Raw genomic sequence first — 20,743 nt, 5'->3', positions numbered from 1 at the left:
ACGGAATCAGGGCAGTGCGTGAAGCCGGCCGCCCACCGGTTTGCCGTCGGCGTTGTCGTCGACGTGCGTGGCGACGTCGTCGACGTTCGCCTTGTTGGGGTCGTTGAGCTCGGCCCGATACGGGACCCCAACGAAGTCCTCCCAGGCTTTCCGCGCGGCCATCGCGGCGGCTTCCTGGCTCAGCACACCGCGGCTCATCAGCTTGTCCAGGCCGACCGAGAGGTTCATCAGCACCTGCGCGGAGATCTGCGCGTCAGCCGCGGCGACCTCCGGGCCGGTCACCATCACCGTGTCGCGGGCGCGGACCTGCGACTTCTCGCCCGTCTTCGGATCCGACCCCTCGACCGTCGGCTGCAGCCGCTTGGCTGCGACGGCCTGGTCGACGACGTAGTGCAGCAGGTCGGTCTGGTAGCCCATCCACACCCGCTGCACGCCGGAGATCCGCCGGCGCACCGGCTCGGCCATCGTCAGCGACGTCGCCCGGTTCGAGTCCTCCGGCTCGGCCAGCCACGTCTTCGACAGGCCCGACCCCGCGGCCGCCAGCGTCAGAACGCTGCGCGCCGCGGTGGTGTCCTCGTAGGCGCCGGTCTGGGCCGTCTTCGGCTCCCACTCCACCGACTTGTTGTGCACCTCGACCGACCCGGAGCGCGGCACGTGCAGGCCGCCGCGCTGCTTGACGAAGTTGTCGACGTCCTTCTGGTCGCCGTCGACGGTCACGTCCCACACCAGGTAACGCGCCAGCGCCGTGCGGTCGATGAGGTTGCCCAGCACCTGGTCGTAGGAGTCGAGCCAGTCCAGCACCGTGGACAGGAACGGGGATCCGCGCCGGTCGGTGATCAGCGCCTTGAACGGGGTCCAGAACATCGCCTGTCCGGACATCAGGCCGGTGTGGTCGTCGACGTCGGCGATCAGCAGATTCTCGCGGTCGGCCGAGTCCTGGAACACGACGTGGTCGACCCACAGCGGGTTCCGCTTGTGCAGCACGACGTCGACGATGATCGACGGGTCGATCGGGGAGAACCGGGTCGAGCCGCTGATCGGCCCGGTCATCAGCTCGATCAGGGACTCACCGACCAGCAGCTGGTCGCGCAGCCACAGCTCCTGCAGCGCCGCCATCCGGTTGCGCGGGTCGGTCCAGAACTCGTCGACGACCTCGCGGACGTCCGGGTTGGTGACCGTCACCGACACCCCGGAGTCCCCGACGCAGAACGAGGTGTAGGTGTCCACGATGGCCTTGGCCATCGGGTTCGAGCGGTACGCGGCGACGGAGTACATCCGCGCCTTCTCCAGCGTCCACTCGGGAACCTGCCGCCCCTGCGACCCGGCCGGCCGCCACCCGGCATCGCCGTCGATCGGATCCACCTGGCCGTAGGAACCGAGCGCGGCACCGGTCGCGGCGACCTGCTGCGGCGTCGCCTCGACCGCGCGCTGGGCGGGCGCAGGCGCGGCTTCGCGGACGCGCGCGGGCAGCGGCAGGATCGACCTCATCAGGCGGCCGGCTCCTCAACCGCGCGCACCAGGCGCCCGTCGACGTGCGCCTGGTCCTCGACGCCGGCCGCGGCCGGGCCGGCCTGCTCGGCCGCCGCGGCGTTCATCATCGCCGCGTACGCCACGACCAGCCCGAGCACGCCGCCGGTGAGCACCGCCCACCACACTCCCGCCAGGCCGCCGACCGCTGTCACGATCCCCGCCAGGCTCAGCACGGCCAGCAGGTTCGCCAGCAGCATGCTCGACGGCGCCGGGATCCGGATCCGGATCACCATGGGCGAGCTCCCTTCAGATGTTGAGCCGCGACGTCGGGCGCCACAGCTCGTTGCCGCCGACGGGCGCGCCGGCGTGCTCGGGGACGGGCGCGGTGGCCGGCGGTGGGGCCGGGGCCGCGAGGGCGTTGAGTCGGGCTAGGAAGGCCCAGCGGGCGAGGGTGACGGCGACCAGCGGCGCGATGTTCGCCGAGCTCGTCTTGCGGCCCCAGGCGTACGCGTCGCCCAGCGGCCGCTTCGCCACCCCGCCGACCGCGCTGTTCAGGTGGGTCTGGTTGCGGTGCCGCAGCTTCCCCTGGGTGATCGCGTCGACCAGCGCGCCGCACGCGCCGGCGTAGTCGTTGGCGGTCGGGATGATCAGGTCACCGCGGTGCGGCTCGACGCGCTTGCCGTCCTCGCCGCGGCGCGGCAGCCGGATGCCGACGTCGTCGAGCTCCGGCAGCAGGCTGCCCGCCGGGCCCTTCGTGTCGAGGGTGAACGCCACCGGGTTCCAGCGCTCCTTGAGCTCCGCCATGCGCGCCGCGATCCAGCCGGTGCCTTCCAGGTGCTCGATCACCTCGGCGTGGCCCAGCCCGTCGGCACGGACGCCGTAGACGGCGATCGACGCCCAGCGCCGGTCGGGGGTGATGTCCACGGCGAACGCGACGTCGACGCCGGCTTCGGAGTCCGGATCGCCGAGGTCGCGCCAGTCCTCGAACTTGATCACCTGGTCGACGTCCTCGGGCGGCGCCGGCCAGATGCCGAGCCGCTCACGAGCGAACCCGCGCTCGCTGAACCGCTTGAACTCGCGCTTCTCGACGAAGCTTTCGCTGATCCGCCGCCCGAGTGCGGGGTTGGTCTGGTACCACAGGTCCCGGTCGCTGAGGTCGATCCCGTCGAGGTTCTCCAGGTCGCCGGCCAGGCCCCAATCCCGGAAGCACAAGCCGTCGACGTCGCCGGAGTCGGACTGCTTCTTGTGCCGGAAAACGACGATCGTCGGGTCGGACTTCAGGGGCGGCGACGATGTGAAGATCACCTGCGGCCCGGGGATCTCCATCGACCGGGCCGACAGCGTCGGGATCATCGCCTCCTGCTGCTCGTCGTTGAACGCGAACGCCTCGTCGACGATCAGCAGGTCGCCGGTGAAGCCGCGGGAGGTGCCAGCGTGGCGGGCGACGAACTGGATCTCCGCGCCAGTGTCCAGCCGGGTGAAGCCTTCCTGCCCGTGCGATCCGGAGATCTTGACCAGGATGCCGTCGACGACGATCAGGCTTTCGTTGTCGCCGACCTGACGGCCAAGCCGTTTGATCAGCGCTTTCAGCCGCTTGAAGGCCTTCATCGACGTGTCGTACTGGTGTGCCGACCAGACGATCTCTTTCTCGCCGAGCAGGAAGAACCCGAACAGGACCCGGATCTCCAAGATCGCGCCCTTGCCGTTCTGGCGAGCGACGAACTCGCAGTACTCCGGGCACGCCCACCGGCCGTCGTCGCCCACGCCGAGCATGTGCGTGACCGACTCTTCCTGCCAGTCGTCTGCGCGCAGCCCGGCACGAAGCGCGAACGCGATGGCCTCGGGGCCGAGACTGAACGAGTAGGGCGGGACCTGGTTAACCCTCGGTCTGCGCGGCTGCGAAACGGGCGCGGATGGCGGCGCCAAGGTCGACAACTGACGCACCCCCTTCGCCCTCGGGCGCGTCAGGCGCCGGCGGCGCGAACGCGCGGCTGGTCGAGCTCGACTGGCGCAGCTCGGTGACAAGGCCGCGGAAGGCGCCAGCCTGCGATCGGGCTTCCTTCAGCACGTCGGTCACGTCGACGTGCCAGACCACGCCGTCCTCGGTGGACAGCTCCAGCCAGGGACCGTCGCCCTTCAGGTGCCGGTCCAGCGCGCCGAGCCGGTCGGTGATCCGGCACGCCTCGCGCAGCAGCGCGGCCTGCAGCGGCTTCAGGTCACCGTTCGGGTTGACCGCGTCCCAAAGCTCCTGGCCCTCCGGGCCGAACTCGCCGTCGCCGTCGATCAGCGAGGACCGCACCCGGTACCCGTCGCCGGCCGAAGGCGGCGGCGCCGATCCCGCGGCGAGCGAGGCCTTCGCCGCGGCCTCGCACCAGCTGCCCGAGCAGCGCGAGTGCTCGCCCTTCTCGTGTGCCCGGGCCACCCCGCAGCGCTGCGCCCGGCACAGCGAATGGTCGCCGCGAGCGTGTGCGCGGGAGCGTCGAGCGCGCTCGGTAGACGTGTCCGCCATGATCAACAACTCCCCTGCAACGCAGGCGCAGCAAAAGCCCCTGACCTGCGCAAACACGTGCAGCGTTCTGGTCGAAAATCCGTCCGGGGGGAGGGCGGGTCAGGTGGGCGCGGAGTCGACCGCGTTGATCGAAACGGACTTTTTTGTGGATCTTCAGTTGATCACCGAAGATCCACGATCACCACGCCCGCGACGTGCTCAGCCGCGGCGCCTCCGGCTGCCTGTCCACCCCGGCCGGGCCGTACCGGCGGTACCACTCCCGTACCCCAGCGTGGGTGCCCTGGGGTCGACCGCCGGCCGTCGCGCGGCGCAGGCACTCGCCCATGCCCGGGTTCACCACGTACACGACGTCGGCCCGCAGCTGGTGCGCGAGCTCGGCCCGCGCGCCCGGCGTGGGCACCGAGCGCACGACGTAGGCGACCACGTCGTCGGCCGCCCCGATCCGGGCCATCTCCCCCACCATGATCTGCTCGGCCCGCTCGGTGAGGGCCGCCTCGTGCAGCCACCCCCGTGTCGAGCCCAGCCCGCGGGCGATGACGTCCCGGTCGAGCACGATGCCCGGGCGGGTCTGCGCCAGCTGGCCGGCCAATGTGGACTTGCCCGCGCACGGTGGCCCGGCGATCAGCACCACGTGCCGCACGCTCACCACGCCCTCGACGTCTTCAGCAGCTCGAGCTCGGACAGCGGCTTGGTGCCCTTGCGGGAGTTGCACCGGCGGTGCGCCGGCGCGGTGTTCTCCATCGTGGGCGGCCCACCGCGGGAGCGTGCGTCGATATGGTCGACGGTGTACTCCAGCGGGTCGTTGGGCGGGACGTCCTCCGGGATCCAGGTCCCGCAGAGGTAGCAGATCCGGGTGGTCGCCTTCCACTGCGCCTTGATCCTTGCCCACGGGCGGCCGGACCGGCCCTGGTGCTTGGCGACCATCGCTCACCCCCGGCATGACGAAGCCCCGGCCGTAGCCGGGGCTTCGCCCCCCGGAGCCGATCCCGGGGCCGTGGCAGGTGTAGCTGGTGAGCGGGTGCCGTCCCCTTCGGACAGTTCACCCACTGTGAGGAATGTAGCCCGTCGCCCAGGTCAGCCACAACACCGGGTAGCCACGCGGCGTGTCCAGACGGCCGTGCACGGCGTTATACGGCGCTGGTGCTCAGTCGCCGAAGAGGTCGTGTCGGTACTGGTCGATCGACTTGGTTTGCCGGCCCGCAAGCAGGCTGCTGGTTCCGCCCGTCGGCGGCAGCGGGCGGACGTGCACGACGCGGTCAGGGTGCGTCATGACGGATCGCCCCACGTCCACGTGCCAGCGAGCGGAATGGTGACGGTGCCGTCGGGGTTGCGGGGCAGGTCCTCGATCCGGCCGACCACGCCGGGCGGCGCGGCGGGCTCGGGCGGCGCCAGCGGCGCGCAGCCGAAGTGGTCCTGCGCCCAGCGGATCACCGTAGCGCGGTCGCCCTCGGTCGCCTTGCGGCAGCTGAGGCACTCGCCGTCGTAGACAAACGTCCACGCCTCGTCGACGTCGGGGGGCGGGTCGGGCAATGGTCGGCGGTCGGTGGTGAGCGCGACCCAGTCAGGCCAGGTGGTCGGCAGGTCGCCTTCGGGCTCGGTCATCGGAGGGGTCCCTTTCGGTGCGCTGGGGGCCAGTCGGTCACAGCTCGGTTATCTCGGGAGGGAACGGCCATGGCGCGATGAGGTCGACGGTCACCTGCTCGCGCTTGCCGTCACCGCCGACGTCCACGATTTGGCCTGCCTCGTCGCGGACGTAGCTGTCGACGGTGAGCTTGCGCGCGCCCTCGTCGATTTCGATGTCCCCGTAGAGCGGGACGTTGTTCGGGTCGATGCCGTGGGCGCGCATGAACTTCTTGATCGGCTCGACGACTTTCTTCGCGGTACTGGGTGACTCGGTAGGTTGTCACGTTTTCTGTCCTGTTCGGAGGTGGTGTCAGCGGCCGATTCCGTCGTGCCGCTTGCTCACGTGGTAGGGGCAGGATTGCTCGAAGCAGTTGCCGTCGGAGTTGGCGGTGTGCCCGTTGGGGCAGGTCTGGCTAAGCGGGTCCTTGGTCATCAGCTGGCTTCCCGGTCGGTGGTGGTGTCGAGGATCGCGCGGACGTCGCCGACGCGGTAGCGGGGGCGGGCCCGCTTGTCGAGCGGGTGGGGCGGGTGGCGGGTCAGGTGCTGGCGGTGGATGTGGCCGTAGATCTGGTCGACGGTGACCGGCTGCCCGACGGCCGAGAGCGCGCGGGCGATCTCGGGCGGGGTGGCCAGCTGGTCGTCCACATGCGACAGCAGGTGGTCGCGGCGCGGCCGGACGTCCCACACGGCGCCGCAGGCCCGGCACTGCACGACCTCCAGGCCGGGCGGGACGTACATGTCCGCCGGGCACACGACCGGCTCGCCGTCCTCCGACGGCAGCAGGTTGCCGCACTGGCCGAGGTAGACGGCGTCGGGGTCGCGGTCGACCACCCGCCAGGCGGAGCGGACGACCTTGCGCAGCTGGTCGGCCAGCTTCGCCGCGTCCGGGTGCGCGGCGATCAGCGCCGGCTCCTTCGCCAGCCATGCCGCCGCGCCGCGGACGGTCGTCGCGGCGAGCTCGCGGCCGTTGCGGCGGGCGACGTCGACGGCCCAGGTGATCAGCAGGCCGTCGATGGTGACCTTGAGCTCGGCGGCCTTCGCGTGGAAGTCGATCTCGAAGCGGGAGTGCCCGGAGACGGCGCCGATCGAGTCGCTGCCGGTGTGGTCGCGGCGGGCCAGGGTGTCGATCAGCAGCTCGTAGAGGCTCGGCCGGGTGTCGGCCCGCAGGTCCTGCTCGTACCGGACGGTCGCCGGGGTGATCACCGCGGCGACCGGCAGTGGCGTGGTCACCGCGGGGACGTGGACGCGGCGCTGGTGGATCCGCATCCGGAGCACGCCGCCGGTGGCGAGCTCGCGCAGCTGGGTGACGACCTTGCGGGTGCACTCGGGGCAGAGGGTGGCGTGCGCGGGCTTGCCGCAGCTGCAGAGGTTCACGGGCCTGCTCCTTCGGTCGTCGGTTCGTGGTCGGCGGCGCGGATGCGCTGCCAGTGCGCCGGGGCGCGGTGCAGCGGTTCGTCGGTGCCGGGGTAGACGCAGCGCGCGCCGGGTGGCTGCCAGCACCAGGGGCACGCGACGGTCAGGGCGTGCTCGACGGCGGACTCGAAGTCGGCGAGGGCGTCGAGCTCGGCGAGCTCGTGCGCGCGGTGCTGCCCGGTCACGGGCCACCCCCGGGTGGCGGGGGCAGGTCGTGCTCGGGGGCGGGTGCGCGGGAACGGCCGTGGTAGATGTCCGGTGCGCTCGGGTCGCGGGCGGGCTGGGCGGAGAACGGCCGGACTAGTGGCACAGGCGGCTGCCCGACCCGACCCGACCCGGACCCTTCCGAGCCCGGATTCGCGGGTTGTCCTTGTCCCAGCTGGCCTACCTGCAGGCGCACTTCACCTGTGGAAACAGCCCCAAGGCCGCCTGTGGGCACAACCAGATCGACAACCCCACCAACAACCGCCGGTTGCTTGTCCGGCTGGTTGTCCGGCGGTTGTTCGGGTGGTTGTCGCGGCGGTTGTTCGTTGCCGTCCTCGACGTCGTCGGCGGCCGGGTCGCCGGGGTCGAACAGCCGCTGCCCGCGCGCGGCCCAGGCGTCGCGCTGGGCCTGGGTCGGAACGGGCAGCAGCACCATGTCCGCCTCGTCGGGCGTGCGGCGTCCCTTGAACTCGTTGCAGCGGCCGCACGCCACGACGTAGTTCACGCCGTCCGGGCCGGCCGCGCGGTCGGGATCGACGTGGTCGTACTGCAGCGCACGCCGGCGGTCCTTGACGTTGCCGGTGCCCTTGTACGGCATCGGCCCAGAGCGGCAGTATCGGCAGCAGGCGCCGTCGCGGGTGTAGACCAACCGCCGCAGCCGGGAGTCCTCACTGTCGCGCTTCTGGGCGTCGTTGCGGGCCTTCTCCGCGCGGGTGGGGTTCTTCTTCGAGAAGCCGCAGATCCGGTACTCGAACCCATCGACCCATGGCGGGGACGCGTCGATGCAGTTCTTCACCACGCACGTGTCGCCGCGGCGGTGCACCAGCGGCGGTTCCCCCAGCACGGGAGTAAGCAGCAGCTCGAGCAGCTGCTTGCGGCCACGGCACGCGGTCAGGGCCTCGTGGTGGGTCAGGTAGCCGTCGTGGGTGTGTCGGGACGACTCGCCGTACATGCGGTGCCAGAACGCGAACAGCTGGTCAGCCACGGCCACGCGGCCGCCGGCGAGGACCATCCAGCGCGGGTCGAGGTCCGCGGTGTCGTCGGTCAGGTAGTACGGCACGGCTCACCGCCTGCCTGACTGCGGGCATGCCGAGGCCCGGAGATGATCTTGCATCTCCGGGCCTCGGGCACCCTGCAGGTTGATCACTGTGGTGGTTCTCCGAACAGTCGGCGGCGGAGCCGGCCGAGGAACCCAGGACGGGTGTCGACCGGCGGTGCGACGTACTTGCGGGCGGCAGGCGTGGCGGCTGGCGGCAGGGTGAGGCCCCTGTATGCGTGGTGGGCGAGCGCGGCCGCGACGATCGCGTCGGTGCCCCGGCTGCCGTCCCAGGCGAGCACGACGCGCTCAGCCGGGGCCTGCCCGAGGCTGGGATTGGCGGCGATGAGCCAGCGAGCGTCGGCCAGCAGCTGCGGGTCGGGCTCGGCAAGTACCGCGTCGATCCGCGCCAGCGCCGCGTCCATGGCCGGCCACGGTCGCCGCGTCATCGCGGGCCGCCGGCGTCGGGATGGGCCTCGGCCTGTGCGCGCGCCTCACGCTCGCGCGCGGCCGCCTGGGTCGGGTTGGCGGCGACTTCTTCGGCGACCGCGTGGGCGCCGTTGCGGGCGCCGCGCAGCACGACGTCGGACACCGCGGCCGCCGCCCACACCCACGCGTTCGCGATGTTCGGCTTGTCGCGGCGCAGCTCGGCCCACGACGGCAGCGGATCGCCCGACACCGACCGGGCCTGCACCTGTCCCGAGTACCGCTCGTAGGCCACGCGGCCGAGATCGTCGCCCGCGCGCGCGGCCGAGCGGATGCCGCGCAGCTGCGCCTGCATGTCCATCAGCGCCTGACGGACGTCGTCGAGCTCGGCCTGCTGGCCGGGTACGGCGATGAAACCCTGGCGGCGCATGGCCTGGATCCGGTTGCGGTAGATCCGGCGGCCAAGCTCGTTCAGGTCGGCCCATCGCGAGCCGTTCGCGGATGCGTCGCACATCGCCTCGGCGGCCCGCTCGATCAGCGCCCTCTCTTCACGTTCGGCACCGGGTGACCGGGCGGGACCGTCTCCGAGCCGATCGGGTGGCCGTGCCGGGTGGTACCCAGGAAGGCGCTCGCCGCCAGCGGCGGCTGCTCGGCCGCAGCGGTCTCCTCGGTAGCCCGCTCGGCGACCTGCTGGCGGGTGGGCTGCCAGATCACCTCACCTTCGCCAAAGTCGAGCAGCAGCTGCCCCCACCGCACCGACGACGACCCGGGGCCGAGCAGCGGACGGACGGCGCCCGCCATGTACCACCCCGGCCCGATGCGCTGCCACGCCCGGCGGGCCCGGTCGAGAAACACGCTGAGTTCCGGCGGCTCCGGTGGGATTAGGACTGCGAGCTTTTCGTTCATAGGTTGCTCCTTTGTGGACGCTTGGCGCCCGGGATCGGGAAGCGATGCAAGGCGATCGCGGCGAGGGTGACCGCGCAGTCGGCGGTGGTCTGTCCGTTGCCGACTTCGGTTTCGTCCCAGTTGTCGAGCGGGTCGAACTCGGTGCGCAGCTCGGCGACGACCGCGCGGGCGGCGTCGCAGGCCGCGCAGTCGCCGCCGTGGACGATGGTCATGGCTCAGGCCTCGCAGGCGAAGGCGAAGTGGTGGCCGAACTCGGGCAGCAGCCCGGCGCGCTGCAGCCGGTGCGCGGCGGCCTGGTGCTGGTCGTCCATCGGCTCGCCGTCGGCGGTCCACTCGTCGTGCGGGCGGAGGTAGCCGAGGCGATCGAGCGCTGCCCAGGCCAGCACCGTGTACTCCGCGTTGACATCGGCGGAGTCCGGCTGGTCCCGCACACCCTTGAGCTCGCGGTCGAGAGCGCGCTGCAGGTTCGCCGCGATCCGCCGGTAGTGCCCGGCGATCACGTACGCACGGTTGCCCGCCGAGCGGATCTCGGCCACTAGCCGGTCGACGTAGGCGGCGTCGATCGGCACGGGCGAGCGCTCCATGACGTCTTCCCACGCGGGGTGCTCCGCCACGGTGACGTTCGGGGTGTGCACCCTCTTGTGGGCGGCCTCGTCGCCCAGGGCCTGGAACGCGTCGACGGCCGCGGTCGCTCGGTTGACCTCATCCTGCAGCCCGGTGATGAACTCGCGCTGGGCGGCCGCGTCGTCGAGGGACAGCCCGGCGGTGGTGTCCGGCGTGGACGGTGGTGTGGTCATGTCGGGTTCGCTTCCGTGTCGGGGGCGGCGGGCTGTTCGGGGCCGCGGATCGCGGCGAGCACGGCGGGCAGGTCCGGCGGGGCCGCCAGGACCTTGCGGGCTTTGGAGCCCCGGCTGGGGCCGACGACGCCGTGGTCCTCCAACTGCTCGAGCAACCGGGCGGCCCGGGGGTAGGCGATCTTCATCGCCTTGGCGAGTGCGGAGGAGCCGCCGAACTGGGTTTCGATCACGATGGTCGCGGCCTGGCACAGCGGCTCGAAGTCGTGCTCGACGGCCGGGAAGTCGCTGATCGGCTCGTCGAGGTCGATGAACGCGGCGTCGGCGCGGCCGTCCTTGATGATCACGCCGCTGCCGGTCTTGAGGACCGAGCCGCCGCCGTCGCGGGGTGGCGGCGGGGGCAGGTCCGGGTCGTGGACGGTGGCGTGCGGCCAGCGCGCGACGTCGCGGGTCTCCTCGTAGTGCGCGGGGGCGGCGTAGCCCCGGTAGACGCCGCCGATCTGGATCAGCAGCGGCTCACGCTGGTGGTAGCGGTACACCTCGACCGGCGCGCCGATGATCTTCGATACCGCGGCGAACGCGCCGAGCGTCGCGCCGGCCAGGTCCGTGCGCGGCCGCGGCTGCAGCGGCACCCCGGACGTGCGGTCGACCGGGCGGGTGTCCAGCGGGACGTCCGACAGCAGCCGCCACGCCTGGCGCGGGTAGTCGCCCAGCGGCTTCTCGGTGAACTGCAGCCGGAACCCCGAGCGCGACAGCAGGTCCTGCTCGGCCTCGGCGACCACGACCTGCCCGGCCGGGCCGAGCTCGACCGCGGTGACGTGGTGCTTGTTGCCCTTGAGCTTCGGATGGAACGCCGCGATCAGCGCGCGGACGTCGTCGATGCTCCACAGGGTCGGCCGGGTCCACTGGCCCTGGCACCGGATGTGGGTGTGCCCGAGGACCCAGCCGTCACCGGCGGTGCCGGCGAGGATCTCCCGCTGCCCAGGCGGGGCGTCGGTGTCGCGGGCGCAGTGCAGCAGGATCCCGCACCACGGCGAGCCGTTGCCGTCCTCCTTGTGCACGGCGGTCTGCTGCAGCGCGGCCAGCAGCCGCAGCAGGTCCGCCGTCCCGACCGTGATCGCCGACGTCATCAGTCGTTGTCCCTCGGTCCGTAGAGCTCCCGGGCGCGGAGCTGCGCCTGCAGCTGGTCACGCTCGGCCTGCAGCGCGGCCAGGCGCGGCACCAGGTCGTGCCGCGCGGCGAAGTCGGCCAGCTGCCAGGCCTCGCCGATCAGGTCGGCGATCAAGTAGTGCTCGGTGCCGGCCGCGTTCTGCACGATCTGCGCGGGGTGCAGGTGGCGGCGCTCCAGCAACTCGGCGACCGTCGTCGGTGCGTCGACGTGCTGCAGCACCTCCGTCCCGTCGGGCTCGGTGTAGGACTTCCACTGGTCGGTCATCGGACCTCACCGATCGGGATCGGCTTGCCCTGCAGCACGGCGATCGCGGCGCGCCGGACGTCGCCGTGCGCCTGGCCGCCGCGCAGCAGCGCGGCCAGCGCGGCGGCGATCGTGGCTTCGGCGTGGTCGAGGTGATCCAGCAGCACCCGCATGCCGCAGTGCCTAAGCCCGCAGGAGCACCACGGGTCGCCGTCCGCGCAGACGTGCAGCGCGCGCTGGCGGGTGACGAACTCGGCGCCGTCCGGGACCTCGGCCGGAGTGGCGGGGGCGGGGGCGGTCACCGCAGCGACTCCAGCACCTCAGGGGTCCCCAGCACCGCGGTGAGGGCGTGGGCGACGCCGGGGCGGTACGCGGTCGCGACGGCCAAGGTCGACAGCAGCAGTTGCTCGGCGATCGTCATGTCGTCCGCGTCGGCCGGCACGCTGATGTTGACGTGGCGGTTCACGCTGGTGCTGCCCTCGAAGATCGACGCGCCGATCAGCAGGCTGTCGTCGAGCTCCGGAGCGGGGTCGACGGCGTCGGCGTGCACGTCCGGGTGCGGCGAGGCGCCCTGCGTGGGCCCGGCAGGCACCTCGGGCAGTTCGAACGGTGTGCTGGGTGCTTCGGTCATCGGTAGTGGTCTCCTCGCTGGTTGTGGCGGCGGGCAAGGTGGGCGGCGTGCTCGGCGGGCGCGGTGCACGGGCACACGACGAAGCCGCCGGACAGGTAGGCGGTGTGCTGGCCGCACAGGCCGCACTCGATCCGGATGCGCGGCCGCGGCGGGGGCTGGGGCGGGGCGGTCACGTTCCCCACCGGGCGTCGAACTCGGGGGTGAACAGGTGCTCGTAGCTGTCGACCGCCGAGCCGCCGGTGAGGGCCTTGCAGACGTAGCGCCAACGGCCGTCGGTTCCCCAGTACCGCTGGGTCACGCGGACCGGCAGCTTCCCCTGGAACCAGATCTTCTGGCCGCGGCTGTACTTCGGTTCGTCGGTGGGGTAGACGAGCGGGGAGCCGTCGAGGTCGCCGACGCGGTCGACGGCGAAGGCCTTCATGTCGCGCCACGCCACGTGGTACGGGCAGTACTCGTTGCCCTGGTGGGCTTTCACCCAGTGGCAGGCCGGGCAGACGCAGTCGACGTCGGGGCCGAGCTTGTAGTTCAGCAGCGGGTTGCGGGTGTACGGGCCGCCGCGCGGGGGTGCCGGCTTTGGCGACGCGGGCACCCCCGGGGCGGGCACCGCGGACAGGTGGCGGCCGCCGTCCTCGGCGGTCACCGGTCGCCACCGCGGCCGGTCTCGGCGGCGAGCATCGCGCGCAGCTCGGCGCCGATCTCGTCGAGGTTCGGCGCGATGTGCGGTTCTGCGTCGAGCGCGACGATCTGGTCGAACACCAGCAGCGCGGCGTTGACGTCGACCGCCGTCATCCCCAGCCGGTATCCGTGGCCGGCGGCCCGGTCGGCCAAGCCGAACTCGACGTGCCGGCGGCACGGGCAGGGCGCGATCGCGACGTCGCTGCCGGGGCCGCCGACCAGGACGGTGCGCGCGGCGGCCAGCATGCGACGGGCGAACCGCCATTCCGCCTGGTCGCCGGGGCTGGCGTGGGCGTAGTCGATCAGGAGCGTGACGGCGAACGGGTCGTTGCGCAGGTAGCGCAGCTCGACCCCGACGCGCTCGCCGAGGCGCGTCCGCTGCCCGTCGGCCTGGCGTCGCTCCAGGAGGACGGCGGTGGTGAAGTAGCTGACCGGGTGGTCGGATGCGGTCATGGCTGCTCCGTTCGGGTCCAGCCGGTCGCGCGGATGAGGACGTCCCAGTCCTGCACGTCGCGGTCGGTCAGGGGTTGGTCTCGGTGGTGGCTGAGGTGGCCGGCGGGGACGTCGATCACGAGCCAGGGGCGGTGCCGGTCGCCGCCGCGGGCCGGGTCGTAGATCGCCAGGACGCCGTCTGGGGACTCGCGCAGCTGGCGGCGCCGGTAGCTGCGCCCGTTGCGGCGGCCGTTGCCGAGCACGACCGGGTGTTGCCGGGCGCGCAGCCGCTCGGCGAGGCACGGCTCCGTGCCGTCCGGGGGCGCCTGCAGGCCCTGCCACACCCGGCCGACCGGGCGCACCAACGGGTTCGGTGCGCCCTGGCCGACCGTCGTGGCGGCCCAGTCCGGCAGCTGCCGCAGCTCGGGCGGCAGTGTGCTCCGGACGTGATCGACCATCGCGCGCCAGGCGGGCGAAGGTGGGGCGAGCGTGAACGCTTCGTCGAACGCGATCAGCTCGGCGCGGAAGCCGCGGCGGCCGCGGGTCCCGCGGCTCACCGGGACGCTCCGCCGCACCAGCTGGCCGGCTCGGCGCACGTCGCCGACACCGGCGGGTCAGCGGCCGCCGGGGTCGAGGTCGGCCGGACGACGTCCAGGCGCGCGTCGAGCACGCCGACGAACGCCGCGGCCGCGGTGGCGGCCAGGACGCCGGCGATGCCGAGCAGCGCGCCGAGCCGCGCCAGGCACGCCGGGGCGGTCGGCGGCACGGCGACGCGCGCCAGCTCGGCGCGCGGCTCGTCGACGGGCGGCTGGTCGAGCTCCTCGGCGAGGATCCGCTGACGGGTGCGCTCGGCGGCGCGGACGTTGGTGTGCCGGGCCACCGTGCGCACCGCGCGCCGGATCGGGCCCGCCGGCTTCGGGTCCGTGCTGTGCTTGGACATCACGCGTTCCGTTCGTTCGACGTGTAGGCGCACTCCGTGCAGCCGAAGACACCGGCGACGGGGTCGAGAGTCCGTCCGGGGTGACCGCACCCCGGGCAGTCCGCGCCGACGGCGAGCAGAGGCGCGTGGCCCGCACGGGCGCGCTCCCACGCAATCGCGTTGCGCAGCCGCACGATCAGCTGCCAAGCCTCGGCGTGGGTCAGCTGCAGCTCGTCGACCTCGACGTGGGTGCGGTTGCTGTAGACCGTCGGCACCGGATCGATCGGCGCCCCGGCCTCGACAACGGGGACCTGACCCCACCGCGCGTACTCGTAGCCACCGGTGGTGTGCGTGTGCACCCCGTCCGGCACGGTGCCCGCGGCCCGGGTCGGCTCGAACTCGGGCAGCAGGTCGACCGCGCCAGCGCGGTGCGCGGCGAGCCCGTCGAGGGCGGCCTGCCGGGAGTCGTAGCGGAGACCGGTTGACCAGCGGGCCGCGGCGTCGCCGTCCTCGCGCCAGCACGCCCACCACTTCCGGGCGCCGTACTTGTGGCCCAGCCACTTCCGGCCGTCGCCGACCCAGCCGATCCAGCAGTCGCCGTCGTGCACGCGGTAGGTGACGTTGCCGCCGGAATACAGGGCGTCGTCGTTGTGGTCCTTGCGCAGCTGCAGCTCGGCCATCACGCCTCACCACCCGCGGTGGCCTCAGGCGCCGGGCCGCCGTACAGCTCGGGGCGCTCCTCGCCGAACTCGCCGAGCGTCAGCGTGTCCAGCCAGCTCAGCACGTCGGCGTAGGCCATGGCCTGGCCGTGGTGGAAGTCGCCGGCAAGACCAGCTGTCTCGCCCAGCCGGGCCGCTTCCGCGCGACGGTTGACGATCTTGGCCGTCAACTCGGCCAGCATCTCCCGTAGTCCGAGCGCGCTCAGCTTCGCCGAGCCGTCCCGCTGTTCGATCCACCGCCTGCGTCGGGCCATCACTCGCACACCTCGATCCGGACAAGGCCGCCCAGGCGCAGCTCGGCCAGGGCCTGACCGAGGGCGCCGAGCCGCGGGCCGCGGCCGCCGCAGCCGGGGGTGCCGAGGGCGCACTGCAGGCACACCGCGACCACGTCCAGCGGGCGGAAGACGTCCGGCCGGCGCAGGTCCGGGTCGCCCCACACCCGCACCGACGTGATGCGCTCCCGCTCGGGACGGCACCACGAACACTCGATCGGCGCGAACGCAGGGTCGGTGGCGATCTCGAACCGGCGGCCGGGCCAGCGGGCGGCGGTCTGCTCGAGCAACCGGACCCGGGCGGCGAGCTCGGGCATGAGGTCGTCCGGGCCGAGCCCGGCCGCGGCCCGGTCGGGGATGGTGACCGGGCCGCGGCGGGCCCAGCTGAACGCCGCGGTGCACATCCGGGCGATGCGGCTGCCGCCGGTGTTGAGGTCGAGGATCCGCGCGCTCATCGGGCCACCACCGTGAGCAGCCACGCCACGCCGGCGGCGCCGAGGACGGCGACCGACAGCGCGGCGACGATGACCTTGGCGAGCAGCAGGGCGTGCGCGTGCAGCCAGTCGTGCAGCCGGTCGGTGGCCTCGTCGACGCCGTCGGCGACGCCGCCGACGATCCGGCCGAGCAGGGCGCGGCCGCCGTCGCGGCGGACCGGCCAGGACAGGATCGCGCCGAGGATGCGGAGCACGTCGAGCAGGCCGACCTGCGTGCCGACCGCGGCCAGGCGCTCGGTCGGCCGGTCGTCTTCGGCCGGCTTCTCCTCGAGGAGAACCTCGGCGGCCGGGAGGGCCTCGGTCGGCTGCTCGTCGAGGGCTTCGATCGCGTCGGCCAGTTCGGCGCGGACCTGCGCGGCGGTCAGGATCCGCGACACCGGCGACGGCAGCGGCGCGGTGTCCACGAGGGCGCGCGCCTGCTGGTGGGCGGCGAGGTCGTCGGGGGTGATGCAGCGGTCGACCTCGTCGACCCCAACCACGACCGGCTTGCCGCCGTCTTCGAACCGGATCTTGCACATCGGGCGTGTCCACTGCGCCGACGCCGGGTACAGCGCGGCCACCCACGCGACCCGGCCGTGGTAAGTGACCGGCTCATCGACGGCCAGGCCGCCGTCGGGCGGGGCGGCCGGCTGTCGCTCGGGTTCGGGTGCGTAGCGGCGGCCGCCCGAGCCGGGCACCACGGCCAGGCCGAGCGCGGGCGTGTCACCCGCCTTCCGTGCGTGGCTGGGCCCAGCCTGCTGGCCCTCGGTATTCTGCGTATCGATCACGGTGGAGCCCTTTCTTCTCGTTGATCACTGCCCGGCCCGTGTGCAGCCACGTGGCCGGGCACTTTGCGTTGGGGGATTAGCGAGGCGGTTCGGGCATGTGGCCCGGCACGACCATCGGGTCGTCATGTGCTGGCGTCGCCGACGTCACCGTCTCTTCGCTGACCGTCTTCGGGTCGATCCGCCGGTCGAGCCAGTCGGTTCGCTCGGTCACCCGGCGACCGGGAGCTTTGCCGCGGCGTCGCCCGGCGTCGGGCCGTAAAGCCGCCGCAGGTGTTCGCCGGACAGGGACACCTGCTGATCGGTCTTTTCGTGCAGCAGACGCGCGATGTACGCCCAGGACCTGTCGTCGGCCCGGTGCGCACGGACCCAGTCGCCAAGGTCCTGCTCAAGCAGAACGCTGGCCAGCCGCGCCGAGGGGGAGGAAGTGGTCTGGTGTTGCATGATCGCTACACTATGTGGAGATAATCCACATGTCCAGGAGCTATGCCACTTCGTGACAAATGTAGGCCAACTCAGTGGCAGGGCTCGCACATTTGTTGCCAACTGACGTCGCGACGCGGCACAATTGGTGCCATGACAGAGGTGGGAGGCCTGCAGGAGCACGTGACCCGCAACGTGCGCGTGCTCATGGCCATAGGCGAAATCCGAACTCAGGTGCAACTCGCGGCCGCACTCGGTCTGGACCGTACGACCCTCGCGGGCCGGTTCAGCGGAAAGGCCGGCTGGAAGCTGGAAGAGCTGGCCGACCTCGGCCGGGTCTTCAACGTCACGCCGGCGGCCCTACTCGGCGACACCGCGCAGCTCGTCGGTGCCGTGGGGCCAGCTAAAGCCGCTGGTGGCTCGGGGGGCAGTTCACCTACGGGACCGTAGGTTCGGAACGGCGGTTCAGCGGGGAAGAACACAGAACGAGCGCGACCAGGAGCGCGAACAGGGCGACGGACTGGTGCTTGACGCCTTCGATGCCGTCGCCGAGCGCCGCGGTCCCGAACTGCGTCACCGAGACGGCGAGCAGGAACGCCACCGGGACCCCGAGCGCGGTCCGCCGGTGCCACCAGGCCCTGACCAGCACGAAAAGCCAGATCGGCAGCAGCGCGAACAGCCCGAGCGGGGCGATCAGGCCGGTCAGCCACGACACCACCGGCACGCGGTACTCCTGCGCGTGCGGCGGGAACCCGGCCTCGGCGTCGAAGCTGCCGAGGTAGTCCGGCCGGGCGGTGAGCTGGTCGGTGGCGGCGCGGTCGAGCACCTCGAGGGTGCGGCCGGGGTGGGCCGCGAAGTACGTCACGACGTTCCGGCGGCTGATCTTGTCGCGGTACTGCGGGTACCGCGGATCCAGCGTCGCCGGGTGCGGGTGCCACCAGCCGTTGCCCGCGTACTGCGCGAACGACGGCGGCAGCCCGAGCGCGGCCAGGTCGGCCTGGGTGTCGTGCCTGCCGTCGACGATGTTGAGGAAGATCGAGTTGAAGACGTTGATCTCGCGCGAGTCGTCACCCGGGAACTCGCTGTACGTGCCGTCGGGCGCCTGCGCCGGCTCGACGCTCTGCTGCGCGAAGAGCGTGACGGCGCCGATCGCGCCGATGACCAGCACGGCCGACGCCCACCGCTTGGCCCCGCGGACCGCACCCGGCCGGACCAGCAGGATCGCCAGCGCGAGGATCGGCAGGATGGTCAGCGTCTGGACCTTGGCGTTGACCGCCAGGACGCCGCCCGCGAACGTCACGGCCATGCCCGCGTGGCTCCAGCGGCCTTCGCGCGCGGTCAGCAGCAGGCCGCCGGCGGCGAGCAGCAGGCCGAGGAAGGCTGTGCCTTCGCCGAGGATGGCGGCGAAGTAGCCGAAGAACGCCGAGTCCGCGACGACCAGCACGAGCCCGGCCGCCACGAACAGCCGGGTCCGGCGCGGATGCGGCAGGCCGAGCACGATCGCGGTGACCGCCGCCGCGGCGATGACGCTGCCGAGCAGGCCCAGGATGACGAGGCTCAGCGTGCCGGGGAGACCGATCAGCCGTCCGATCCCGACGGCCAGCTCGGCGAGCCAGCTCTGCGTGAGCAGGTACGTCGGCCGGCACGGCGGCGCGCCCGGGGCGGGCGTGTAGGCGAGGTGGACGAACGGCTCGGGCAGGCCCTTCCAGGTGATCCCGGCCCCGCACAGCACGCGGCCGCCGTCGCCGTTGTTGGACATCGCGATCGGGCGCGGCACCAGGAACCGCACCACGAACAGCGCGAGCGACGTGCCGAACACCCCGAGCCCGAGCCGCGCTTCGGCGCCCAGCTGCCGGTTCGGGGCCTCGAGCTTCACGAAGGACAGGGTACGTAGCGGAAGTCCGGCCCCTTGTCGAGGTCGGCGACCAGGGACTCCGCCTGTTCCGCCCGCGGGTACACGGAGACCCAGTACGGCGTGCCGACGCGGCGGAAGGTCGCGACCTCGTACTTGCCCGCGTACACGGGATCGATCGCGCAGTGCTGGCGGTCGTCGTAGCCGCCGTCGGCGGGCACGGCAACGGTCGGACGGCGGCCGTTGACGACGTAGTCGTAGTCGATCGCGACGCCACCGACGTGCCGTCCCTCCCGGGCGATGTGGTCATCGGTGCGGCCGAGGACGTCGATGATGAGCAGCTGCCCACCGTGGGCGGCGAGCGCGCCGGGCGCGGCCGCGCTGACCACCGACCCGGGCGGCAGGTAGTCGCCCAGCCAGCCGCCGATCTCGGCGAGCTCGCTGCCGTGCGCGTGCCAGTTGCGCACGCGGTCGAGCATTTCCGGGCTGAACACCGAGACGAAGACGGCGATACCGGCCAGCCCACAGGCGACCACCGGAACGAGCCGCGACGCAAGCGTTTTCGGCCGCGGCGACGGCTTCGCCACGAGATCGGCGGCGAGCACGCCGTAAACCCCGGCGGCGGCCACGGCGAGCAGCGGCGGCACGGGAGCCAGCAGCCGCCACGACGGACCGGGATCGCCGCCGATGAGCACTGCGCCCACGGCCAGCCCGGCGGCGATCGCGAACAGCAGCCAGAGGAGGGCTCTGGTCTCGAGGGCTGTGCCGGATGGGGTGTCGCCTGCCACCGGCTCCCCCGCCCGTCCCCCCGGGGCCACCCGCCCCAATCGCGAGGCGGTCTCGGGCCGGCGCAGCAGCAGCGCGACCGCGGCGACCAGGCCGAGCAGCAGGAAACCCTGGTGCGCCAGCGCGAACCCGGCCAGGTACGGCCAGCCCGCGGCCACGTGCGCGCTCAGCGGCCCGCCGAGCTTCGCGGCCAGCGGTGCGGGCAGGAAGTGCTGGTAGAACGTCGCCCGCCAGGCCAGTCGCGGGATCAGGAAGACCAGCGCGCCCAGCGCGTACCCGACCGGCGCCCACCAGCTGTGCTTCTCCTTGACCGCCGCGCCGACGAGCCACAGGCCGGCCAGCACGGCGACCACCAGGCCTTCCGGGCTCGTCATCACGACGAACGCGACGAGCACCCCGGCGACCACCGGGCGTCGAGCGGCGAGCGCGTAACCGACGGCGAGGATCAGCAGCACGAACAGCGGGACTTCGGAGCCCGACGCCCCGTAGACGGCGAGACCACCGGCGCTCGCCGTGAGTACCGCGGCGGCCACCCCGATCGCGGGCCGTGGCTGGGCGCCGGCCGCGACCACGAGCCGGTTGACCAGGAAACAGGCCAGGAGCACGGTGCCGAGCGCGGCGAGCACCCCGAGGACGACGGCCGCCGTGCGGATGTCGGCGCCGAACGCGGCTCGCGGCAGGGCGATCAGCACCAGCCAGAGGAAGTTCGTGTAGCCCTCGACGCGTTCGCCGGGGTTGAAGACCGGGCCGTTGCCGTCGGCGATGTTCTGCGCGTAGCGGAAGGTGACGAGGGCGTCTTCGGTGACGGTCGCGAACAGCAGCTGGTGCAGCAGCGACAGGCCGAGCGTGAGGGTGAGGACGAAGGCGCGCCAGCCGCGGTCGGCGTCGAGGCGGTGCCAGGTCAGCACCACGACCGCGGCGACGACCAGCCACGCCACCACGACCGCGTAGACCACCCGGCCCCCTCCAGCTCGTCGCCGC

At 72.6% G+C, this 20,743-nt stretch carries 35 protein-coding genes; 1 reads left to right on the top strand and 34 read right to left on the bottom strand.

Translation table 11 applies throughout. The features are described 5' to 3' along the window. Positions 1–6: 6 nt before the first annotated feature. The 32 genes from BLW76_RS08460 to BLW76_RS08320 all read right to left on the bottom strand — a co-directional run bounded on the left by BLW76_RS08460 (position 7) and on the right by BLW76_RS08320 (position 17,145). Positions 7–1,488 carry a hypothetical protein gene (locus BLW76_RS08460; protein ID WP_091305274.1) on the bottom strand — a complete coding sequence of 494 codons (1,482 nt, stop codon included), beginning with the start codon at positions 1,486–1,488 and terminating at the stop codon, positions 7–9. Then, on the bottom strand, positions 1,488–1,763 hold the full coding sequence (locus BLW76_RS48340) for a hypothetical protein (protein ID WP_091305273.1): 276 nt from the start codon (positions 1,761–1,763) through the stop codon (positions 1,488–1,490). Before BLW76_RS48340 ends, BLW76_RS08460 begins: the two co-directional genes overlap by 1 nt. A gap of 13 nt (positions 1,764–1,776) precedes the next feature. Continuing rightward, positions 1,777–3,243 carry a hypothetical protein gene (locus tag BLW76_RS08450; protein ID WP_091305272.1) on the bottom strand — a complete coding sequence of 489 codons (1,467 nt, stop codon included), beginning with the start codon at positions 3,241–3,243 and terminating at the stop codon, positions 1,777–1,779. 103 nt (positions 3,244–3,346) lie between these two features. Further along, positions 3,347–3,979: a hypothetical protein gene (locus BLW76_RS08445; protein ID WP_143060549.1), complete on the bottom strand. Its 633-nt coding sequence runs from the start codon at positions 3,977–3,979 to the stop codon at positions 3,347–3,349. 178 nt (positions 3,980–4,157) lie between these two features. Next, complete coding sequence (locus tag BLW76_RS08440; RefSeq protein ID WP_091305270.1) at positions 4,158–4,625, bottom strand: AAA family ATPase; 468 nt, start codon at positions 4,623–4,625, stop codon at positions 4,158–4,160. Continuing rightward, positions 4,622–4,903, bottom strand: coding sequence for an HNH endonuclease (locus tag BLW76_RS08435; protein WP_091305269.1), 282 nt, complete (start codon positions 4,901–4,903; stop codon positions 4,622–4,624). Before BLW76_RS08435 ends, BLW76_RS08440 begins: the two co-directional genes overlap by 4 nt. Before the next feature lie 220 nt (positions 4,904–5,123). Beyond that, positions 5,124–5,249, bottom strand: coding sequence for a hypothetical protein (locus BLW76_RS50375; RefSeq protein WP_279627663.1), 126 nt, complete (start codon positions 5,247–5,249; stop codon positions 5,124–5,126). Further along, positions 5,246–5,581 carry a hypothetical protein gene (locus BLW76_RS08430; protein WP_091305268.1) on the bottom strand — a complete coding sequence of 112 codons (336 nt, stop codon included), beginning with the start codon at positions 5,579–5,581 and terminating at the stop codon, positions 5,246–5,248. The genes BLW76_RS50375 and BLW76_RS08430 overlap by 4 nt, the downstream gene beginning before the upstream one ends. Positions 5,582–5,618: 37 nt before the next feature. Further along, positions 5,619–5,825 (bottom strand): hypothetical protein, encoded by a 207-nt coding sequence (locus tag BLW76_RS08425; protein WP_091305267.1) that lies wholly within the window; start codon positions 5,823–5,825, stop codon positions 5,619–5,621. 209 nt (positions 5,826–6,034) lie between these two features. Then, positions 6,035–6,976, bottom strand: a complete 942-nt coding sequence (locus BLW76_RS48335; RefSeq protein WP_091305266.1) for a hypothetical protein — start codon at positions 6,974–6,976, stop codon at positions 6,035–6,037. Next, complete coding sequence (locus BLW76_RS08415; RefSeq protein ID WP_091305265.1) at positions 6,973–7,200, bottom strand: zinc finger domain-containing protein; 228 nt, start codon at positions 7,198–7,200, stop codon at positions 6,973–6,975. The genes BLW76_RS48335 and BLW76_RS08415 overlap by 4 nt, the downstream gene beginning before the upstream one ends. Continuing rightward, entirely contained in the window at positions 7,197–8,279 is a 1,083-nt protein-coding gene (locus BLW76_RS08410) for an HNH endonuclease (RefSeq protein WP_091305264.1), read from the bottom strand. Before BLW76_RS08410 ends, BLW76_RS08415 begins: the two co-directional genes overlap by 4 nt. Positions 8,280–8,362: 83 nt before the next feature. Continuing rightward, the gene (locus tag BLW76_RS08405; RefSeq protein WP_091305263.1) at positions 8,363–8,680 is read right to left on the bottom strand and encodes a hypothetical protein; all 318 of its coding nucleotides are present in this window, start codon (positions 8,678–8,680) and stop codon (positions 8,363–8,365) included. Between the two features lie 20 nt (positions 8,681–8,700). Continuing rightward, positions 8,701–9,195 (bottom strand): hypothetical protein, encoded by a 495-nt coding sequence (locus BLW76_RS08400; RefSeq protein WP_091305262.1) that lies wholly within the window; start codon positions 9,193–9,195, stop codon positions 8,701–8,703. A 20-nt stretch (positions 9,196–9,215) separates the two neighbouring features. Next, entirely contained in the window at positions 9,216–9,587 is a 372-nt protein-coding gene (locus BLW76_RS08395; protein WP_091305261.1) for a hypothetical protein, read from the bottom strand. Next, the gene (locus BLW76_RS08390; RefSeq protein WP_091305260.1) at positions 9,584–9,799 is read right to left on the bottom strand and encodes a hypothetical protein; all 216 of its coding nucleotides are present in this window, start codon (positions 9,797–9,799) and stop codon (positions 9,584–9,586) included. The genes BLW76_RS08395 and BLW76_RS08390 overlap by 4 nt, the downstream gene beginning before the upstream one ends. Before the next feature lie 3 nt (positions 9,800–9,802). Beyond that, on the bottom strand, positions 9,803–10,384 hold the full coding sequence (locus BLW76_RS08385) for a hypothetical protein (protein ID WP_091305259.1): 582 nt from the start codon (positions 10,382–10,384) through the stop codon (positions 9,803–9,805). Beyond that, on the bottom strand, positions 10,381–11,511 hold the full coding sequence (locus tag BLW76_RS08380; protein ID WP_091305258.1) for a DNA translocase FtsK: 1,131 nt from the start codon (positions 11,509–11,511) through the stop codon (positions 10,381–10,383). The genes BLW76_RS08385 and BLW76_RS08380 overlap by 4 nt, the downstream gene beginning before the upstream one ends. Then, positions 11,511–11,816, bottom strand: a complete 306-nt coding sequence (locus tag BLW76_RS08375) for a hypothetical protein (protein WP_091305257.1) — start codon at positions 11,814–11,816, stop codon at positions 11,511–11,513. The genes BLW76_RS08380 and BLW76_RS08375 overlap by 1 nt, the downstream gene beginning before the upstream one ends. Further along, positions 11,813–12,097 (bottom strand): hypothetical protein, encoded by a 285-nt coding sequence (locus BLW76_RS08370; protein ID WP_091305256.1) that lies wholly within the window; start codon positions 12,095–12,097, stop codon positions 11,813–11,815. The genes BLW76_RS08375 and BLW76_RS08370 overlap by 4 nt, the downstream gene beginning before the upstream one ends. Then, positions 12,094–12,426: a hypothetical protein gene (locus BLW76_RS08365; protein WP_091305255.1), complete on the bottom strand. Its 333-nt coding sequence runs from the start codon at positions 12,424–12,426 to the stop codon at positions 12,094–12,096. The genes BLW76_RS08370 and BLW76_RS08365 overlap by 4 nt, the downstream gene beginning before the upstream one ends. Then, a complete protein-coding gene (locus BLW76_RS48330; protein WP_167384512.1) occupies positions 12,423–12,599 on the bottom strand; it encodes a hypothetical protein in 177 nt (58 codons plus the stop codon). The genes BLW76_RS08365 and BLW76_RS48330 overlap by 4 nt, the downstream gene beginning before the upstream one ends. Then, on the bottom strand, positions 12,596–13,066 hold the full coding sequence (locus tag BLW76_RS08360; RefSeq protein ID WP_091305254.1) for a hypothetical protein: 471 nt from the start codon (positions 13,064–13,066) through the stop codon (positions 12,596–12,598). The genes BLW76_RS48330 and BLW76_RS08360 overlap by 4 nt, the downstream gene beginning before the upstream one ends. After that, positions 13,063–13,554 carry an SsgA family sporulation/cell division regulator gene (locus tag BLW76_RS08355; protein ID WP_091305253.1) on the bottom strand — a complete coding sequence of 164 codons (492 nt, stop codon included), beginning with the start codon at positions 13,552–13,554 and terminating at the stop codon, positions 13,063–13,065. The genes BLW76_RS08360 and BLW76_RS08355 overlap by 4 nt, the downstream gene beginning before the upstream one ends. After that, a complete protein-coding gene (locus BLW76_RS08350) occupies positions 13,551–14,090 on the bottom strand; it encodes a hypothetical protein (RefSeq protein WP_143060546.1) in 540 nt (179 codons plus the stop codon). Before BLW76_RS08350 ends, BLW76_RS08355 begins: the two co-directional genes overlap by 4 nt. Continuing rightward, a complete protein-coding gene (locus tag BLW76_RS08345) occupies positions 14,087–14,473 on the bottom strand; it encodes a hypothetical protein (RefSeq protein ID WP_091305251.1) in 387 nt (128 codons plus the stop codon). Before BLW76_RS08345 ends, BLW76_RS08350 begins: the two co-directional genes overlap by 4 nt. Further along, on the bottom strand, positions 14,473–15,132 hold the full coding sequence (locus tag BLW76_RS08340) for a hypothetical protein (protein WP_091305250.1): 660 nt from the start codon (positions 15,130–15,132) through the stop codon (positions 14,473–14,475). The genes BLW76_RS08345 and BLW76_RS08340 overlap by 1 nt, the downstream gene beginning before the upstream one ends. After that, positions 15,132–15,425, bottom strand: coding sequence for a hypothetical protein (locus BLW76_RS08335; protein ID WP_091305249.1), 294 nt, complete (start codon positions 15,423–15,425; stop codon positions 15,132–15,134). The genes BLW76_RS08340 and BLW76_RS08335 overlap by 1 nt, the downstream gene beginning before the upstream one ends. Next, the gene (locus BLW76_RS08330) at positions 15,425–15,898 is read right to left on the bottom strand and encodes a hypothetical protein (protein ID WP_091305248.1); all 474 of its coding nucleotides are present in this window, start codon (positions 15,896–15,898) and stop codon (positions 15,425–15,427) included. The genes BLW76_RS08335 and BLW76_RS08330 overlap by 1 nt, the downstream gene beginning before the upstream one ends. Next, positions 15,895–16,704: a hypothetical protein gene (locus BLW76_RS08325; protein ID WP_143060545.1), complete on the bottom strand. Its 810-nt coding sequence runs from the start codon at positions 16,702–16,704 to the stop codon at positions 15,895–15,897. The genes BLW76_RS08330 and BLW76_RS08325 overlap by 4 nt, the downstream gene beginning before the upstream one ends. Before the next feature lie 76 nt (positions 16,705–16,780). Then, a complete protein-coding gene (locus BLW76_RS50370) occupies positions 16,781–16,915 on the bottom strand; it encodes a hypothetical protein (RefSeq protein ID WP_279627662.1) in 135 nt (44 codons plus the stop codon). Further along, positions 16,912–17,145 carry a hypothetical protein gene (locus tag BLW76_RS08320; protein ID WP_091305246.1) on the bottom strand — a complete coding sequence of 78 codons (234 nt, stop codon included), beginning with the start codon at positions 17,143–17,145 and terminating at the stop codon, positions 16,912–16,914. The genes BLW76_RS50370 and BLW76_RS08320 overlap by 4 nt, the downstream gene beginning before the upstream one ends. Before the next feature lie 132 nt (positions 17,146–17,277). Here BLW76_RS08320 and BLW76_RS08315 point away from each other — a divergent pair, with 132 nt between their 5' ends. Next, positions 17,278–17,574, top strand: a complete 297-nt coding sequence (locus BLW76_RS08315; RefSeq protein ID WP_167384511.1) for a helix-turn-helix domain-containing protein — start codon at positions 17,278–17,280, stop codon at positions 17,572–17,574. Here the strand turns inward: BLW76_RS08315 and wsfD are convergent. Both wsfD and BLW76_RS08305 read right to left on the bottom strand, forming a co-directional pair. After that, entirely contained in the window at positions 17,561–19,000 is a 1,440-nt protein-coding gene (wsfD, locus tag BLW76_RS08310; RefSeq protein WP_091305244.1) for a glycan biosynthesis hexose transferase WsfD, read from the bottom strand. The genes BLW76_RS08315 and wsfD overlap by 14 nt on opposite strands. After that, a complete protein-coding gene (locus tag BLW76_RS08305; RefSeq protein ID WP_091305243.1) occupies positions 18,997–20,718 on the bottom strand; it encodes a hypothetical protein in 1,722 nt (573 codons plus the stop codon). Before BLW76_RS08305 ends, wsfD begins: the two co-directional genes overlap by 4 nt. Positions 20,719–20,743: the final 25 nt, after the last annotated feature.

Source organism: Amycolatopsis tolypomycina (genome assembly GCF_900105945.1).
Classification (GTDB): domain Bacteria; phylum Actinomycetota; class Actinomycetes; order Mycobacteriales; family Pseudonocardiaceae; genus Amycolatopsis; species Amycolatopsis tolypomycina.
Note: the sequence above shows the minus strand (reverse complement) of the source record. Positions and strands in the feature narration are given on the sequence as shown.

Excerpts from the sequence above, each read along its gene's own strand:
- BLW76_RS08365 (WP_091305255.1), bottom strand. The coding sequence starts at position 12,426 with ATGACCGAAGCACCCAGCACACCGTTCGAACTGCCCGAGGTGCCTGCC.
- BLW76_RS08450 (WP_091305272.1), bottom strand. The coding sequence starts at position 3,243 with ATGCTCGGCGTGGGCGACGACGGCCGGTGGGCGTGCCCGGAGTACTGC.
- BLW76_RS08425 (WP_091305267.1), bottom strand. The coding sequence starts at position 5,825 with ATGCGCGCCCACGGCATCGACCCGAACAACGTCCCGCTCTACGGGGAC.
- BLW76_RS08320 (WP_091305246.1), bottom strand. The coding sequence starts at position 17,145 with ATGCAACACCAGACCACTTCCTCCCCCTCGGCGCGGCTGGCCAGCGTT.
- BLW76_RS08395 (WP_091305261.1), bottom strand. The coding sequence starts at position 9,587 with ATGAACGAAAAGCTCGCAGTCCTAATCCCACCGGAGCCGCCGGAACTC.
- BLW76_RS08315 (WP_167384511.1), top strand. The coding sequence starts at position 17,278 with ATGACAGAGGTGGGAGGCCTGCAGGAGCACGTGACCCGCAACGTGCGC.
- BLW76_RS08435 (WP_091305269.1), bottom strand. The coding sequence starts at position 4,903 with ATGGTCGCCAAGCACCAGGGCCGGTCCGGCCGCCCGTGGGCAAGGATC.
- BLW76_RS08335 (WP_091305249.1), bottom strand. The coding sequence starts at position 15,425 with ATGGCCCGACGCAGGCGGTGGATCGAACAGCGGGACGGCTCGGCGAAG.
- BLW76_RS50375 (WP_279627663.1), bottom strand. The coding sequence starts at position 5,249 with ATGACGCACCCTGACCGCGTCGTGCACGTCCGCCCGCTGCCGCCGACG.
- BLW76_RS08400 (WP_091305262.1), bottom strand. The coding sequence starts at position 9,195 with ATGTGCGACGCATCCGCGAACGGCTCGCGATGGGCCGACCTGAACGAG.
- BLW76_RS08430 (WP_091305268.1), bottom strand. The coding sequence starts at position 5,581 with ATGACCGAGCCCGAAGGCGACCTGCCGACCACCTGGCCTGACTGGGTC.
- BLW76_RS08345 (WP_091305251.1), bottom strand. The coding sequence starts at position 14,473 with ATGTCCAAGCACAGCACGGACCCGAAGCCGGCGGGCCCGATCCGGCGC.
- BLW76_RS08355 (WP_091305253.1), bottom strand. The coding sequence starts at position 13,554 with ATGACCGCATCCGACCACCCGGTCAGCTACTTCACCACCGCCGTCCTC.
- BLW76_RS08385 (WP_091305259.1), bottom strand. The coding sequence starts at position 10,384 with ATGACCACACCACCGTCCACGCCGGACACCACCGCCGGGCTGTCCCTC.
- BLW76_RS48340 (WP_091305273.1), bottom strand. The coding sequence starts at position 1,763 with ATGGTGATCCGGATCCGGATCCCGGCGCCGTCGAGCATGCTGCTGGCG.
- BLW76_RS08445 (WP_143060549.1), bottom strand. The coding sequence starts at position 3,979 with ATGGCGGACACGTCTACCGAGCGCGCTCGACGCTCCCGCGCACACGCT.
- BLW76_RS08380 (WP_091305258.1), bottom strand. The coding sequence starts at position 11,511 with ATGACGTCGGCGATCACGGTCGGGACGGCGGACCTGCTGCGGCTGCTG.
- BLW76_RS08375 (WP_091305257.1), bottom strand. The coding sequence starts at position 11,816 with ATGACCGACCAGTGGAAGTCCTACACCGAGCCCGACGGGACGGAGGTG.
- BLW76_RS08460 (WP_091305274.1), bottom strand. The coding sequence starts at position 1,488 with ATGAGGTCGATCCTGCCGCTGCCCGCGCGCGTCCGCGAAGCCGCGCCT.
- BLW76_RS08340 (WP_091305250.1), bottom strand. The coding sequence starts at position 15,132 with ATGGCCGAGCTGCAGCTGCGCAAGGACCACAACGACGACGCCCTGTAT.
- BLW76_RS08390 (WP_091305260.1), bottom strand. The coding sequence starts at position 9,799 with ATGACCATCGTCCACGGCGGCGACTGCGCGGCCTGCGACGCCGCCCGC.
- BLW76_RS08405 (WP_091305263.1), bottom strand. The coding sequence starts at position 8,680 with ATGGACGCGGCGCTGGCGCGGATCGACGCGGTACTTGCCGAGCCCGAC.
- BLW76_RS08330 (WP_091305248.1), bottom strand. The coding sequence starts at position 15,898 with ATGAGCGCGCGGATCCTCGACCTCAACACCGGCGGCAGCCGCATCGCC.